Source organism: Furfurilactobacillus curtus, assembly GCF_045862785.1.
Classification (GTDB): Bacteria; Bacillota; Bacilli; order Lactobacillales; family Lactobacillaceae; genus Furfurilactobacillus; species Furfurilactobacillus curtus.
The window spans coordinates 444,265-459,194 of the sequence record NZ_BQXO01000001.1 but is presented as its reverse complement, the minus strand read 5'-3'; the positions used below and the strand labels follow the sequence as shown (position 1 = coordinate 459,194).

Genomic DNA, 14,930 nt, shown 5'->3' with positions numbered 1-14,930 from the left:
AGTCAATTGGTGAAAATACGCACCAGTAGTGAAATTTATGAGAGCGAGGCTGCTAATGTTTGATAATACAGATCCCAACGGCCCAGTAACCTGTTCATTTTGTGGGAAGTCACAAGACCAAGTGAAGAAAATTGTGGCCGGGCCTGGCGTCTACATTTGTAATGAATGTATCGATTTATGTAAAGAAATCATTGATGAAGAATTCGCTGAAGACGCAGCGAGCCAAGTTTTGGACGTACCAACGCCTGCTGAAATGGTGAAAACGTTGGATCAATATGTCATTGGTCAAAATGAAGCAAAGCGCACATTGTCCGTGGCGGTTTATAACCACTATAAGCGGATCAATGAGTTGAGTGCTGAGGATGATGGCACTGAACTTCAAAAGAGTAACATTAGTATCATCGGCCCTACTGGTTCTGGTAAAACCTACTTGGCCCAGAGTTTAGCTAAGATCTTAAATGTACCGTTTGCGATTGCTGATGCCACAACATTGACGGAAGCTGGTTATGTGGGTGAAGATGTCGAAAATATCTTGTTGAAGCTTTTGCAAAATGCCGACTACGATGTTGATCGTGCAGAACACGGTATTGTGTATATCGACGAAATTGATAAAATCGCTAAGAAGAGTGAAAATGTTTCAATCACTCGTGATGTCTCTGGTGAAGGGGTACAACAAGCACTTCTAAAGATTTTAGAGGGAACCACAGCTAATGTGCCACCTCAGGGCGGGCGCAAGCACCCCCAGCAGGAATTTATTCAAATTAACACGACAAATATCTTATTTATCGTCGGTGGCGCGTTTGATGGCATTGAGAATATTGTCAAGAATCGGTTGGGTGAGAAAACAATCGGTTTCGGCACAGACTCGGCCAATAAGAGCGAAGTTGCCAATATGACGGATAAGGATATCATGCAACATGTTGTGCCTGAAGATTTATTGGAATTTGGCTTGATTCCTGAATTTATCGGCCGGTTGCCAATTTTGACAGCGCTGGAGAAGCTTGATGAAGATGACTTGATCCGGATCCTGACGGAACCCAAGAATGCGTTAGTCAAGCAATATACAAAGCTCATCGGCCTAGATGGTGTGAAGCTGGAGTTCACACGACCGGCTCTACGAGAAATGGCCAAGTTGGCGATTGCTCGTGATACAGGTGCACGTGGGTTGCGTTCAATCATGGAAGCGACGATGCGTGACATTATGTTCGAATTACCAAGTCGTGATGATGTTGAGAAAGTTGTCTTGACTAAAGATACTGTGGTCAATCATGCGCAACCAGAAATGGTTTTAAAAAGTGAAAAGGCATCTTAGACATCCTTAAAATGATATTGCGAACAAAAGGGGTCTATGTCCAAGGGGACATAGACCCCTTTTGTTCGTTCAGCATCAGTTTATAAAATAATCCAGTTCATCAAACCGACCGATTTTTGGCGTGGCTATGCTATGATAGAAGCGCTGGAACTAATGTGATGAATGGTGATTAAATCAGGAGGTAGCACGCGTGGAGGTACATGAAGTTAATTTAACAATTAGTGCGGTAGCGCCAAAACAATATCCGGACGGCGGTTTACCAGAGATTGCCTTGGCCGGGCGGTCCAATGTTGGCAAATCTTCATTGATCAATACTTTAATCAATCGAAAAGCCTACGCACGGACATCTAGTCAGCCGGGCAAAACGCAAACGCTAAACTTCTATAATGTAGAACAACAAGTCTACTTTGTTGATGTTCCTGGATATGGATTTGCAAAAGTTTCCAAAAAGGCCCGCGAAGCCTTTGGGCAGATGATCGAAACGTATTTGAGTACACGCAAACCACTACGCGGCGTAATTTTACTGGTGGATGCCAGGCATGACCCGTCTGAGGATGATATTAGTATGTATGATTGGCTAACTTACTACGACATTCCGTTATTAGTGGTGGCCACGAAGTCCGATAAAATTGCAAAGGGGAAGTGGAATCAATCAGAAAGCCGTATTCGCAAAGGTTTGGGCATGCAGGCAAGTGCGCCATTTATTCAGTTCTCCGCCGAAACTAAACAGGGGAAAGCAGTAGTTTGGCAGTGGATTGAACAACAGGCAGCCTTGTAAAACGCGATGGCTAAAGGAGAAAATTATGGAATTTAATCATTATCAGGACGAAGCTAAGCGTACCTTATTTGGTAACGAACAAGTGCTGACTAATCTGACCTTGGGTGTCGCCAATGAGGCTGGCCAAGTTGTCGATTTGGTGCAACGTTACACCTTTCAGGGCCGGACATTAGACAAGGAGAAGTTGACTCATGAATTGGGCGATACATTATGGTATCTGTCACAAATTGCCGAGTGGGCTAATATTGATTTTGAAGAAGTTGCTCAACAGAACCTGGCAGAGTTGAATCAACGTTATCCGGATCCGCAGCACGCTAAATGGGAATGAACCCAAATAAAAATGGTCAACGATGCAATTACATCGTTGACCATTTTTAATGGCTGTTTTACTGATCGTTTGATTGATCTGCTTTTTTCTCCGTCGTGGCCGACTTTTCTTTATCGGTCAAATGTTCACGTTTTAATGGTGTTTTGGAAGGATCTTTAACGTCTTTTGGATCTAATGCAAACTGATCGAATAATTTGTCAAGGTCATCGCGGCGCTTAAATTGTAATCCCATCAGGGCGGTACCTCCTCGTATCAAGTTGCGGCTATTGTAGCAGATTTTAACGTTAAACAAAACTACGCCGATTTCAACCGGCGTGAAGCCTAATGCGCGAGAATGATGAAAGAATATCAACAAAAGATGAATATTTGCTTGAATATCCGCCTAAAAATGTATATTTAGTCTATTTTTTCATTTTATGTTGCATATTTTTTCATATTAGCCTATACTCAATTTCATTATCAAATCGATGGGGGACAACAGTAGATGAAAAAAATCATGAATTGGTGCTTACTCGTGTTTGCTTTATTATTAACACTGGGCATCACTGCACCAGGTAGGGCTGACTCGACACCGGCAACTGACAATTATTTAACCAATGTGAAGGCCAAAGGTGAATTAGTTGTGGGGACGAGTCCAGATTTTCCCCCATATGAATTCACTAAAAACGTCAATGGACAATCAAAAGTGGTGGGGATGGATATTGACATCGCTAAGAAAGTTGCCAAAGATATGGGTGTCAAATTAGTCATCAAACGAATGGATTTTGATTCGCTGTTAGTTGCATTGCAGACTGGTAAAGTTGATATGGTGATTGCGGGGATGAGCAAGACACCAAAACGGGCCCAAAGTGTTGATTTCTCCGACGTTTACTACAAATCTGGGGAAGATTTGGTGATTCGGAAAGCAGATTTGAAATCAATCAAGAGCTACAAATCTTTAGCTGGTAAAGCGATTGGCGCTCAAACTGGATCCATTCAATATAACTTGGTCAAAAAGCAGGCCACTAAATCAACGTTAAAGGGTATGGATAAGGATACCGATTTAGTATTAGCACTACAAACGAATAAAATCGACGCAATCGCGTTAGATTCACCGACGGCCGAAGCTTATGCGAAAAACACCGACGGCTTAGTGGCCATTAACGCACATTTTAAAGATGACGGTGAACAAGGCTCTGCCATCGCTTTTCCGAAGGGCGCTCAATCGATGGTTAATTCGGCCAATAAATCAATCGTAGAAATTAAACAAAAACATCTCATTCAAAAAGAATATTTGCCAGATGCTGGAAAATATTTAGCTACCGGTAAATCGAAGCAAGCACAAAATGCTAATTCAATGTGGGCCTACAAAGATTTCTTTGTAGCTGGTGTCGGCTATACGTTGATGATCTCCGCCGTCTCAGTTGTATTGGGCTTCTTATTGGGGACATTGTTAGCGCTAATGCGATTGAGCAAGAATAAACTCGCAAATGCAATTTCAGTAAGTTATATCGAATTTGTGCGGGGCACGCCATTAATGGTCCAAATTTTATTCATTTACTTTGGTCTTGGGGTTGTCGTGAATATTCCCGCCTTATTGTCCGGGATTATTGCTGTTTCCCTAAACTCTGGAGCTTACGTAGCAGAAGTGATTAGGTCCGGTATTAATTCCATTGCAATTGGTCAGACGGAAGCTTCGCGTTCGTTAGGACTATCTCAATCAATGACGATGCGGTACATTATTTTGCCCCAAGCGATGAAGAATATCTGGCCAGCTTTAGGTAATGAATTTGTCTCTTTGATTAAAGAAAGTTCGATTGTTTCGATTATTGGGGTTAAAGACCTGATTTATCAGTCACGGATTGTGCAAGCTGACACGTATCGTGGCGTTATGCCTTTAATCATTACGATGATCTTGTACTTTATCATGACCTTTGGTTTGTCCCGGGCAATGAAGTTCTTTGAAGGGAGAATGTCACATGAATAACCAGCAAGAAACGACCCCCGTATTAGCGGTGCAACACTTGAAGAAAGTGTTTGGCAAAAATGAAGTGTTAAAAGATATTGATGAAGCGGTTGAAAATGGGCAAGTCATTTGTTTGATTGGTCCATCTGGAGCTGGTAAAAGTACCTTTTTGCGATGCCTTAACATGTTAGATCAACCTACTTCTGGTGCCGTGATCTTTGAAGGCGATGATCTCACTAAGCTAGATGAAAAGCACTTGGATCAAATGCGCGAACAGATGGGGATGGTGTTCCAGAGTTTTAACTTATTCCCTCACAAAACTGTGTTGGAAAACATTAAGTTAGCGCCCATGAAAGTCAAAGGCGTTGCCGAATCAGCAGCGACAGCTGACGCCCATCGATTATTGCAGCAAGTGGGGCTAGATGACAAAGCTGATGCATTTCCGGCGAGTCTATCCGGTGGTCAGCAGCAACGGGCTGCGATTGCAAGAGCCTTGGCCATGAATCCGAAAGTGATGTTATTTGATGAACCGACTTCCGCGTTAGATCCTGAAATGGTAGGAGAAGTTTTAAAGGTCATGCAGGATCTTGCCAAAGCAGGGATGACCATGGTGGTCGTAACCCACGAAATGGGTTTTGCTCGGACAGTGGCCGATAAAGTGTGGTTTATGGCCGACGGGTACATTCAAGAATCAGCGACACCTACAGATTTCTTTGATCACCCGCAAACCGAGCGTGCTAAAGATTTTCTGGCTAAAATTCTGGAAGCCTAACGTCGGAGCGTGGAGGAAAAAATAATATTATGGAACAAACGGCGGCATTAAAAATTTTAACTGATTTAATTGCAATTCCTTCGGTCAACGATCGTGAGGCTCAAGTTGCCGATTATTTGACCGAATTGTTTAAAGATCAACCGGCCCAAATTGAGCGAGTCACTTATGCGCCAGGGCGAGACAATCTCGTGATTACAATTGGTAACCATGGTCCAATCCTTGGTTTTTCGGGGCATGAAGATGTTGTGGCTGCAGGCGATCCAGTGGCTTGGCAATATCCACCATTTTCTGGAACCATTGCCGATGGAAAAGTTTATGGACGTGGCGCTAGTGATATGAAGGCGGGTTTAGCCGCGCAAGTGGTCGCAATGCTAGATTTATTATCAACGCACGCATCACTGCCCGGACAGATTCGTTTATTGGCCTCTGTGGGCGAGGAAACGGGTGAATATGGTGCCGCTCAGCTCACAGAAGCTGGTTTTGCCGATGATTTATCAGGTTTAGTGATCGGTGAACCGAGTGGATTTGACATTAAAGTTACGCATAAGGGCGTGATTGATTATCGCCTTGAATCGCTTGGTAAAGGGGCTCATGCGTCACGACCAGATCAGGGGGTTAATGCAATTGAGCCGCTGATTGCTTTTGCTCAACAGGTACGAGACGCAATGTCGAATAATGATCAAAAGGACCCGGTCCTAGGCGGTTTGACCCACGTATTGAGTCAAATTCATGGTGGTGAGCAAATCAACTCCGTCCCTGCACAGGCTTGGTTAACTGGTAATATTCGCACAATTCCTGCTTATCCAAACAATGTTGTAATGAATCAACTAGCTAACATTGTGGATCGATTAAATGCACAAGGAGCCCAATTAACGCTCAACTATAGCTATCCGGAGCCTCCGCTACCAAGCCAGGCTGATACTAAGCTGGCAAAAATTGCTGCCGATTTACTCCAAACAAACTTTCATCGTGGCGGTCACTTGGTAGCTGGCACTGGGGCGACAGATGCTTCGGAATATACTAAGGCTGGGAAGCTACCGATTATTATCGTCGGACCAGCTGCCGGTACAACGGATCATCAGGTTAACGAATTTGTCGATGTGGACGATTACTTAGTTGGTTGTGACTTCTATCGCCAGTTAGCTGAGACTTTCTGGGCGGCCAATTAGGCCAGTTTAAGAGAACAAATTTGACAATGATCGCTTAATCTATTTGTCCATTTTAAAAAAGTTCCAACGCGCGCTCAAAATGAGTTGCACGTTGGAACTTTTCAATTATTCGGCAAGTTTGGCGTTAGCAACTTGTTGGTGGTTGTCGTAAAATTTAAACGGTTACAATTTTAAGCACGAATGGGAAACAATTTGGCCAGTGCTGAAAACTCAATTTGGGAGAAATGCCTTGGTTATCAATGAATTCTGATTGAAGTTGGCTACTTCATTTGAAAAGTTTGCGATTTCACCTAAGCCTGAGCTAGTGCTCAGCAAAACCGGGCTTGTTCCACTCTGTGTTTATTAATAAGCCATTTTACTTTTTCGAACGGATGTTCTTGCGGTATACTAAACATACGATTTTACAGAAGACGGAGGCAAAAGTGTGGCGTCCGAACACATTGAACACAAGTTAGCCTTGTTGCCTGACATGCCGGGTTGTTATTTGATGAAAGATATCAACGGCAAAATCATTTATGTCGGTAAGGCCAAAAATTTAAAGAATCGGGTTCGTTCGTATTTTAAAAGTGCCCATGAAGGTAAGACAGCGCAGCTAGTGGCGCATATTGTTGATTTTGAAACGATCATTACCTCAACGGATAAAGAAGCGTTTTTACTAGAAATTACGCTAATTCAAAAGCATCAGCCCTATTACAACATTAAATTGAAGCGGGGGACTGGCTATCCCTACATCAAAATCACGCATGAACGAGATCCTAAAATGGTGATTGCTAACGATGTGAAAAAGGATAGCGGCTATTATTTTGGGCCTTATCCGAATGTTTATGCCGCTGAAGAAACATTGCACTTTCTGCAGAAAGTTTATCCGCTGCGCCGTTGTTCGGGATACCAAGGCCGTCCATGTTTGTATTATCATATGGGACAATGCCTTGGGGCTTGTTTTAAAGAAGTGCCCAGAAGCGCCTATGATGAGCAAATTAAACGGATTAAGTCATTCTTAAACGGAAATACAGGACGAGTGATTAAACATCTGCAAGCACAGATGACCGAGGCAGCTGAAAAGTTAGAGTTCGAGCGGGCCGCTGATTTACGTGATCAATTGCACTACATCGACGTTACGGTGGAGAAACAAAAGATTATTAGTAACGATCAGACACCTCGCGATATTTTCAATTTTTATTTGGATAAAGGCTGGTTGTCAATTCAAGTTTTTTTTGTTCGGCAAGCACGCTTGATGAAACGTGAAAAGCGCCTGTTCCCGGTGGTTTCGACAGCACCGGAGGAAATGCAAACGTTTATCATGCAATTTTATAATCGCAAAAACGCAATCTTACCTAAGGAAATTCTTGTCCCAAGTTCAATTGACGCTGATAGTCGACGGGCAATTGAAGAAGTCTTGAATGTTGCCGTTAATGTACCGCAACGCGGGGTACGCCGAGATCTGATGGAAATGGCTGGCAAAAATGCCCGCTTAGTCCTAGAAGAAAAATTTCGGTTATTAGAGTTAGACGAGCATAAAACGACCGGTGCGATGCAGGAGATTGCCGATGTAATGAAATTACCTCCAATTAAACGGATTGAAGCATTCGACCATTCCCATGAACAGGGGGCTGACTTAGTTTCGGCGATGGTTGTCTTTGAAGACGGTTTGCCGAATAAAAAACTATATCGTAAGTACAAATTAAAGACTGTCGATCATGCGGATGAATCGGCTAGCACGATGGAGGTCATCCGCCGACGGTATTCGCGACTATTAAAAGAACATGCGGACTTACCGGATTTAATCTTGATGGATGGCGGGGCGATTCAGATGAACGCCGCCAAAGATGTATTGGAAAACGAACTGGGGTTAGACATTCCTGTGGCTGGAATGGTCAAAAATGATCATCACCGAACTGCGGATCTGATGTTTGGCGAACGGGACGAACATTTGAATCTGGATCCGAAATCACAGGGCTTTTACCTATTGCAGCGGATTCAAGATGAAGTTCATCGCTTTGCGATCACCTTCCACCGGCAATTGCACAACAAGAACTCATTAAGTTCTAGGCTGGATGAGATTCAAGGTGTTGGACCAAAAACACGAGCCAAATTGCTTAAAAAATATGGTTCGTTGAAAAAGATTGCTAATGCTTCAGTCGGCGATTTGAGAGAACTTGGTCTATCCGAAACAGTCGCCCAGACGGTTCACGTGGCCGTGGGTGCGATGGTCACAGGAGAAGCGCAACAGTCATTAAGTTACCTCGATCGTCAGCAAAATAATTAACAGATGTCAATAATCGTGAGAGCGGGGCATAAGTCAAACGACTTATGCCTCGCTCTCTACGATTTAAGTTGACTATGAAATTTAGATTTTGCTTTTGTCCTAAATCCTTCATTTATAATAGTTAACGATTTTTTTATTTCGTTTAAAACGTCGATAACGCGGTTTCTGTTTGCCCTTCGGCGGATCGCACTGTACAATGGTGAGAGCGGAATTGAACGAATGAAGCACGGTCAGGAACCGTGAGCAGATACAACAAGAGACGGAGAATAAAATGGCATTTGTAGATCAAGCAACAATTGAAGTAAAGGGCGGTAACGGCGGCAACGGAATTGTTTCCTTTCGTCGAGAAAAATTTGTTGCCAATGGTGGACCATTTGGTGGTGATGGCGGTCATGGTGGTAATGTCATCATGGTTGTTGACGAAGGTCTGCGCACGTTAATGGACTTTCGGTATAACCGCCATTATAAGGCTAAACATGGCGGTAACGGGATGACAAAGGGAATGACTGGTCGATCCGCGGTGGATTTGATCGTTAAGGTGCCTGGCGGAACCATTATTCGAGATTTAGATACAGATGAAGTGTTAGGTGATCTCACGGAACCCGGCGAACAGTTAGTTATTGCCAAGGGTGGCCGTGGTGGCCGTGGCAATATGAAATTTGCGACACCAAAAAACCCTGCTCCCGAGATCGCTGAAAATGGTGAGCCCGGGCAAGAGCGTCGTATTGGCTTAGAGCTTCAATTGTTAGCTGATGTGGGGTTGGTTGGTTTTCCTTCCGTCGGTAAATCAACACTGATGTCAGTCATTACGAATGCGAAGCCGAAAATCGCCGCCTATCATTTTACGACGATTGATCCCAATATCGGCATGGTTCGTTTAGAAGACGGACGCGACTTTGTGATGGCCGACTTGCCAGGATTGATTGAAGGTGCAAGTGATGGGGTGGGACTTGGATTCCAATTCTTACGACACGTGGAAAGAACCCGGGTTTTGCTTCATTTAGTCGCAATGGGCGGCGATGAATTTATGGATGAAACGACGAGTCAGTTGCCAATTGATGCTTTTCGAGCCATCAATAAGGAGTTAGGAGAATACGATGCGGATTTACTGGAGCGACCGCAGATCGTAGTGGCTACTAAGATGGACTTGCCTGGTGCCCAAGAGCGCTTTGACGCGTTCAAGGCCGCCATCGCCGCAGATGATAGCCTATCGACTACGCCGCAAGTGCTCGCCATCTCATCAGTGACGCACGAAGGACTGACGCCATTGATTAATGCGACCGCCGATCTATTGGCGACAACACCAGTCTTTAAGCCAGCAGTGGATGAACCAACGGATGGCGTACTATATCAATTTGATCCAGAAGAAGTTCCAGCATTCACTGTTGATCAAGACGAGGATGGCACGTGGGTACTCAGTGGTGACAAACTTGAACGGTTATTTAAGATGACGAATACACAACATGAGCAAAGCATGATTCGTTTTGCCCGCCAATTACGAGGTCTGGGAGTCGATGATGCTCTGCGAGAGGCTGGAGCTAAGGATGGCGATATGGTTCAGATCTTAGACTTTACGTTTGACTTTATTGAATAATCGCATTGCCAGCAAGATGAGTTTGTGAGGAAATTAGAGGGTTTTCACATGGCAGTAAAAACAGTGCCTAAACAGCGGCACTATATCACTGGTATCGATGGTTTTCGAACCATTGCGGTACTGGGTGTCATTGCATATCATTTGTTACCTGCGTTTTTACCAGGTGGGTTCCTTGGGGTACCCATCTTTTTTGGTCTGACTGGTTATTTAGTGACCGATAGTTTTTTGAACCAGATCCATCATGGAAATGCATTTTCAGTTGGACAATTTTATCGTCATCGGTTAAAACGATTGTCACCGGCATTATTTGCCATGTTGATTAGTACCAGTGCCTATATCACGGTGTTTGCCCGGCCGCTGCTGGCTGGTTTACGCGCAACAATTATTACGAATGTGCTGTACGTCTATAATTGGTTTGAAATTGGCCACGGCCAATCTTATTTTGATCGATTTAACGGTGAGTCGCCGTTTACGCACCTGTGGACATTATCCATTGAGGGACAGTTTTATCTAATCTGGCCATTTGTGATTTGGGGGCTCGTCAAATGGTTGAAACAACGAGCCAAAATTGCCAGCACATTGACCGGATTAGCCATTTTGTCAATGATGCTGATGGCTATTTTGTATCACGGTGATGCGAGCATCAATCGAGTTTATTACGGTTCGGATACGCGGGCTTTTTCCCTGTTCTTGGGCGCCGCGTTGGCAACGATTTGGCCATCACGTCAGCTTAATTCCCAGCTTAAAGCCGGGGGACGACGGCTGTTGAACTGGATCGGTGGGCTTAGCTTAACGGTTATGGTCCTAATGTATTGGTTAATCTCAGGAACAGATGCCATCACCTATCACGGCGGCATGGCTTTGTTTTCGGTACTCACGACTTTAATGATTGCGGTGATTGTTCATCCAGGAGCTAGTTGGAATCGCTGGTTAACCAACCCCGTATTCACATGGATCGGTAAACGAAGTTATGGTATTTATCTATATCAATTTCCGGTAATGGTTTTCTATGAGCAGCGCGTCGTGAACGTCGCGGCTCATCCAGTGCTTAATTCATTGGTCGAACTGATACTGATTTTGGCAGTGACAGAATTATCGTATCGATTGATCGAACAGCCGTTAGCTGGTCGAAGCTGGACTGTAAACTGGCGTCAACGGCAGCATGAAATACGGCAACCGATGCAATGGTTTAATCAACCGGTGAAGTTAGGGACTATCGGTGTGATGTTAGTTTTAACCTTGTTAACTTTGATCGGTTTCGTGCAAGCGCCAAGCCATGTTAATGGTGCCAAAAACGCGCAAGCTAAGCAGATCGATGCGGCCGGAAAACGAGCAGATGTGCGTAATCGCAAAATAGCAAAAGAAAAAGCCGCGCTAAATGCCTCACGAAAGGAAAAGCGGCAAACAAACGCGGCAGCTGATAAACAATTGAATCCATCACAAAAACAGACGGCTGCCAAGTTCAAATTAACCCCTGCTACGATGCTAGCGGCGCAACAGACCTCAGTGACGGCAATTGGTGACTCCGTATTGGTAGATAACGCAGATAACCTGCAGCAAGTTTTTGGTCATGCTTATGTGGACGCAAAAGTTGGTCGGCAAGTTTGGCAAGCGCCCGCCGTTATTTCTGATCTTAAAAATCGCCACCTCTTGGCACCTAATGTGATTATTAATCTAGGGACGAATTCGCCGATGACTCAAGGACAAGTCGATGATGTGTTGAAAGCCATTGGTCCAAAACGGCGAGTGTTCTGGGTTAACACCGTGGTGCCAACAAAGAACTGGCAAAATCAGGTTAACGACTTAATTAAATTTAATGCGGATCGCTCTAAACAGGTTTATTTGGTGGATTGGTACGGTCTTAGTCATAATCAACCCAGTTGGTTTGGCGAAGATCATGTGCATCCTAATCCGGCGGGGAGCCTCGCTTATACTAAGCTAGTCGTCCAAACAATCGTTGATCGACACTAAACAGACCTTTACATGAAAACTAGTTTTTCACCGATTAGTCGATAGCCAAATAATTCTCGGTTGGTTGGCAGCATAACAATACGCCAGTGACCGGGAATTCTTTTTGTTCGTGTGTTAAATTGATCCAAGGTGATGGGATAATTAGTTCCAACCCGTAATTGCAAGCGATGCGTTGCTGAGTCGATCTCGATACCAGTTACAGGTTGAGGATTGGTTCCATCATAAATGAAGAGTGGTCGATTAAGATCGTAATCAGCTGTCGCAAAGGAAAAATCAACGAGACGCATAGAAAACCTCCTGATAAGTACGGTCATCATAGCACAATCGACTCACATTCTGCTGTCAAGCAAGTGACGATCAGCTCGATGGATGGGCACGGAATCAAACTGCTGACCGTGTACTTCCATTGTTTTTTATGGTTAAGTTCAGTAAAATTGAGAGCAGATTATTTTTTGAAACTAGGGCAAATGACCGATCAATGAATGATGATGGGTTATTTTTAAATTTAGGAAACGGGATAGATATGGAAATTGAATTTTTAGGAACAGGTGCTGGTTCGCCGGCGAAGGCGCGTAATGTTTCTAGTTTAGCGCTGAAATTATTGGATGAACGAAATGCGTTGTGGTTATTTGATTGTGGAGAAGCTACCCAACATCAAATCTTAAATACCACAATTAAACCCCGTAAGATCGAAAAAATTTTTATTACCCATTTACACGGTGATCATTTGTTCGGACTACCTGGATTATTGAGTTCTCGCTCATTTCAAGGTGGCAATGAACCGCTTACGATTTATGGACCGCGAGGCATCAAAGAGTACGTTCAGACAAGTCTCCGGTTGTCCGAATCTGGACTGACCTACCCGCTAAAATTTGTGGAATTAAATGGCGATGGTATCATTTTTGATGACGCCACGTTCACTGTGTCTTGCAAACGATTGGATCACAAGATTTTAACTTTTGGTTATCGAGTCGTTGAAAAAGATCATCGCGGCGAATTGTTAGTCGATAAATTAAGAACAGAAAAGGTGCCATCGGGCCCGGTTTACGGACAGTTGAAGGCCGGGAAAACAGTTACTTTACCAGATGGGCGAACGCTTAATGGACAAGATTTCATCGGTCCAGCCCAAAAAGGGCGAATTGTGACGATTCTCGGCGACACGCGAAAAAATCGGCGCTCCATTGAATTAGCGGTAGATGCAGATGTTTTGGTTCACGAAAGCACCTTTGCTGCAGATGAAACCAAAATGGCGCATAATTACTATCACTCAACAAGTGAACAGGCGGCTCAAGTGGCTCGCGATGCACATGTTGGCCGACTACTGTTGAATCATATCTCGGCGCGTTATAATGGCAGAGGAGCCAAAGAGTTAGAGCGCGAAGCACAACGAACATTCAAGCGGAGTAAAGTTGTGCGGGATTTTGATATCATTGACATTCCTTTCAAAAAATAAGGCGGACTACTAGCTGGTCGGCCCAGAGGTGAGTAGAATGATGAATTTATCGAGCAAACTAAAAGAATTACGTAATTTGAAAAATCGAATTGTGTTAATTACGGGTGCATCATCCGGGATTGGCCAGGCCACGGCTTTTGAGGCTGCTCAGCGAGGCGCCATTGTCGTCTTAATTGCGCGTAACCAGCAAAAGTTAAAGCAGGTGGCGCAACAGTGTATGATTTACTCTGGTCGGCCCGCGTTTGCCTATCCGTTGGATTTAAGCGATGCAGATGCGGTTGATGAGACATTAACGTTGATCGGGCATGAAGTCGGATCCGTTGACGTCGTGATTAATGCCGCCGGTTTTGGCGATATGGAACCTGGTTTGGAGACCGATGCGGCCTTAACACAAAAGATGTTTGCTGTTAATGTATTAGGCCTCATTTACATTACACGCAGATTAGCGAGTCAAATGATTGATAAACATTATGGGGCAATTGTAAATATTGCTTCAGTTGCTGCCTTAATTCCAACCCCGAACTCAGCTGTGTACACGGCAACCAAGGCTGCAGTGACGGGGTATAGCGACGTTATGCGTCAAGAGTTACAACCTTTTGGGATCCAGGTTACAACGGTAAACCCTGGACCAGTGGCCACAAACTTCTTTAACGTAGCTGATCAACAGGGTGATTATTTGGCGCGTGTCGCTAGCTTTACGGTGACACCACAACTAGTTGCCCAGCGAATCATTGATGCCATTGGGTACCATGTGCGCAGCTTAGTCATTCCACGTTATTTCCGTTCACTTGCCGTGGCCTATCATTTAATGCCCGGGGTTGGTGACTTTATCATGTCACAAGTGTTCAAGCCACGACCAGCTAAACGGATTCATTTGAGTGAATCGAGTCAGGAGTCCGTCGAATGAGGAATCAATGGCGACTGGTGGTTGGCTTGCTGTTGGTTTTGATCATCGCGATTTTTGCCGTAATGAATGGCAATTCAGTACCAATTCACTTTGGTTTTACAACGGTGAGATGGCCAATGATTTTAATCTTGATTGTTTCACTGTTGCTCGGCGCGTTGATTACGGTATTAGTTTCAGCGGGTGGTCACCATGATAAGGAACCTAATGAAGCTAAAGTGGGTCAGGAAAATGTTCAATTGAAACAGCAAAACCAAACATTAACGCAAAAAAACAATCAATTAGATCAATTGATTAAGCAACGCGAACAGACGATTGAAACGCTGCAACAACAACTAGGTACGAAATCGCCGACTGACGACCATTTAACACGCTAGTTGTTGGGCTAATAAAACAGCCAGACCTTTTTATGGTCTGGCTGCTTGCTGTTATGTTGAA

General features: G+C 44.2%; 14 protein-coding genes. 12 read left to right on the top strand and 2 right to left on the bottom strand.

What is annotated here, in order from left to right:
* Nucleotides 1–55 precede the first annotated feature (55 nt).
* From clpX to ACKTR2_RS02385, 3 genes are all read left to right on the top strand, one after another.
* A complete protein-coding gene (gene clpX / locus ACKTR2_RS02395) occupies nucleotides 56–1,312 on the top strand; it encodes an ATP-dependent Clp protease ATP-binding subunit ClpX (protein ID WP_407882429.1) in 1,257 nt (418 codons plus the stop codon).
* Nucleotides 1,313–1,502: 190 nt separating this feature from the next.
* On the top strand, nucleotides 1,503–2,090 hold the full coding sequence (yihA, locus tag ACKTR2_RS02390; protein WP_407882428.1) for a ribosome biogenesis GTP-binding protein YihA/YsxC: 588 nt from the start codon (nucleotides 1,503–1,505) through the stop codon (nucleotides 2,088–2,090).
* Between the two features lie 25 nt (nucleotides 2,091–2,115).
* Nucleotides 2,116–2,418, top strand: a complete 303-nt coding sequence (locus ACKTR2_RS02385) for a nucleoside triphosphate pyrophosphohydrolase family protein (RefSeq protein ID WP_407882427.1) — start codon at nucleotides 2,116–2,118, stop codon at nucleotides 2,416–2,418.
* 58 nt (nucleotides 2,419–2,476) lie between these two features.
* On the opposite strand, the gene ACKTR2_RS02380 is transcribed toward ACKTR2_RS02385, so the two are convergent.
* The gene (locus ACKTR2_RS02380; protein WP_407882426.1) at nucleotides 2,477–2,650 is read right to left on the bottom strand and encodes an SPJ_0845 family protein; all 174 of its coding nucleotides are present in this window, start codon (nucleotides 2,648–2,650) and stop codon (nucleotides 2,477–2,479) included.
* Between the two features lie 252 nt (nucleotides 2,651–2,902).
* Between ACKTR2_RS02380 and ACKTR2_RS02375 the strand changes: the two genes are divergently transcribed.
* The 6 genes from ACKTR2_RS02375 to ACKTR2_RS02350 all read left to right on the top strand — a co-directional run bounded on the left by ACKTR2_RS02375 (nucleotide 2,903) and on the right by ACKTR2_RS02350 (nucleotide 12,135).
* A complete protein-coding gene (locus tag ACKTR2_RS02375; protein ID WP_407882425.1) occupies nucleotides 2,903–4,384 on the top strand; it encodes an ABC transporter substrate-binding protein/permease in 1,482 nt (493 codons plus the stop codon).
* Nucleotides 4,377–5,135: an amino acid ABC transporter ATP-binding protein gene (locus ACKTR2_RS02370; RefSeq protein ID WP_407882424.1), complete on the top strand. Its 759-nt coding sequence runs from the start codon at nucleotides 4,377–4,379 to the stop codon at nucleotides 5,133–5,135. The genes ACKTR2_RS02375 and ACKTR2_RS02370 overlap by 8 nt, the downstream gene beginning before the upstream one ends.
* Before the next feature lie 29 nt (nucleotides 5,136–5,164).
* A complete protein-coding gene (locus ACKTR2_RS02365; protein ID WP_407882423.1) occupies nucleotides 5,165–6,304 on the top strand; it encodes an ArgE/DapE family deacylase in 1,140 nt (379 codons plus the stop codon).
* A 424-nt stretch (nucleotides 6,305–6,728) separates the two neighbouring features.
* The gene (gene uvrC / locus ACKTR2_RS02360; protein WP_407882422.1) at nucleotides 6,729–8,570 is read left to right on the top strand and encodes an excinuclease ABC subunit UvrC; all 1,842 of its coding nucleotides are present in this window, start codon (nucleotides 6,729–6,731) and stop codon (nucleotides 8,568–8,570) included.
* 271 nt (nucleotides 8,571–8,841) lie between these two features.
* Nucleotides 8,842–10,164: a GTPase ObgE gene (gene obgE, locus ACKTR2_RS02355; protein ID WP_407882421.1), complete on the top strand. Its 1,323-nt coding sequence runs from the start codon at nucleotides 8,842–8,844 to the stop codon at nucleotides 10,162–10,164.
* 48 nt (nucleotides 10,165–10,212) lie between these two features.
* A complete protein-coding gene (locus ACKTR2_RS02350; RefSeq protein ID WP_407882420.1) occupies nucleotides 10,213–12,135 on the top strand; it encodes an acyltransferase family protein in 1,923 nt (640 codons plus the stop codon).
* 8 nt (nucleotides 12,136–12,143) lie between these two features.
* On the opposite strand, the gene ACKTR2_RS02345 is transcribed toward ACKTR2_RS02350, so the two are convergent.
* Nucleotides 12,144–12,422, bottom strand: a complete 279-nt coding sequence (locus tag ACKTR2_RS02345) for a hypothetical protein (protein WP_407882419.1) — start codon at nucleotides 12,420–12,422, stop codon at nucleotides 12,144–12,146.
* A 236-nt stretch (nucleotides 12,423–12,658) separates the two neighbouring features.
* On the opposite strand from ACKTR2_RS02345, the gene rnz reads away from it, so the two are divergent.
* Genes rnz through ACKTR2_RS02330 form a run of 3 tightly spaced genes read left to right on the top strand, consistent with a single transcriptional unit; the run spans nucleotide 12,659 to nucleotide 14,869 of the window.
* Nucleotides 12,659–13,588: a ribonuclease Z gene (gene rnz / locus ACKTR2_RS02340; RefSeq protein WP_407882418.1), complete on the top strand. Its 930-nt coding sequence runs from the start codon at nucleotides 12,659–12,661 to the stop codon at nucleotides 13,586–13,588.
* A 37-nt stretch (nucleotides 13,589–13,625) separates the two neighbouring features.
* Entirely contained in the window at nucleotides 13,626–14,495 is an 870-nt protein-coding gene (locus ACKTR2_RS02335) for an SDR family NAD(P)-dependent oxidoreductase (RefSeq protein WP_407882417.1), read from the top strand.
* Nucleotides 14,492–14,869 carry a lipopolysaccharide assembly protein LapA domain-containing protein gene (locus ACKTR2_RS02330; protein WP_407882416.1) on the top strand — a complete coding sequence of 126 codons (378 nt, stop codon included), beginning with the start codon at nucleotides 14,492–14,494 and terminating at the stop codon, nucleotides 14,867–14,869. The genes ACKTR2_RS02335 and ACKTR2_RS02330 overlap by 4 nt, the downstream gene beginning before the upstream one ends.
* Nucleotides 14,870–14,930: the final 61 nt, after the last annotated feature.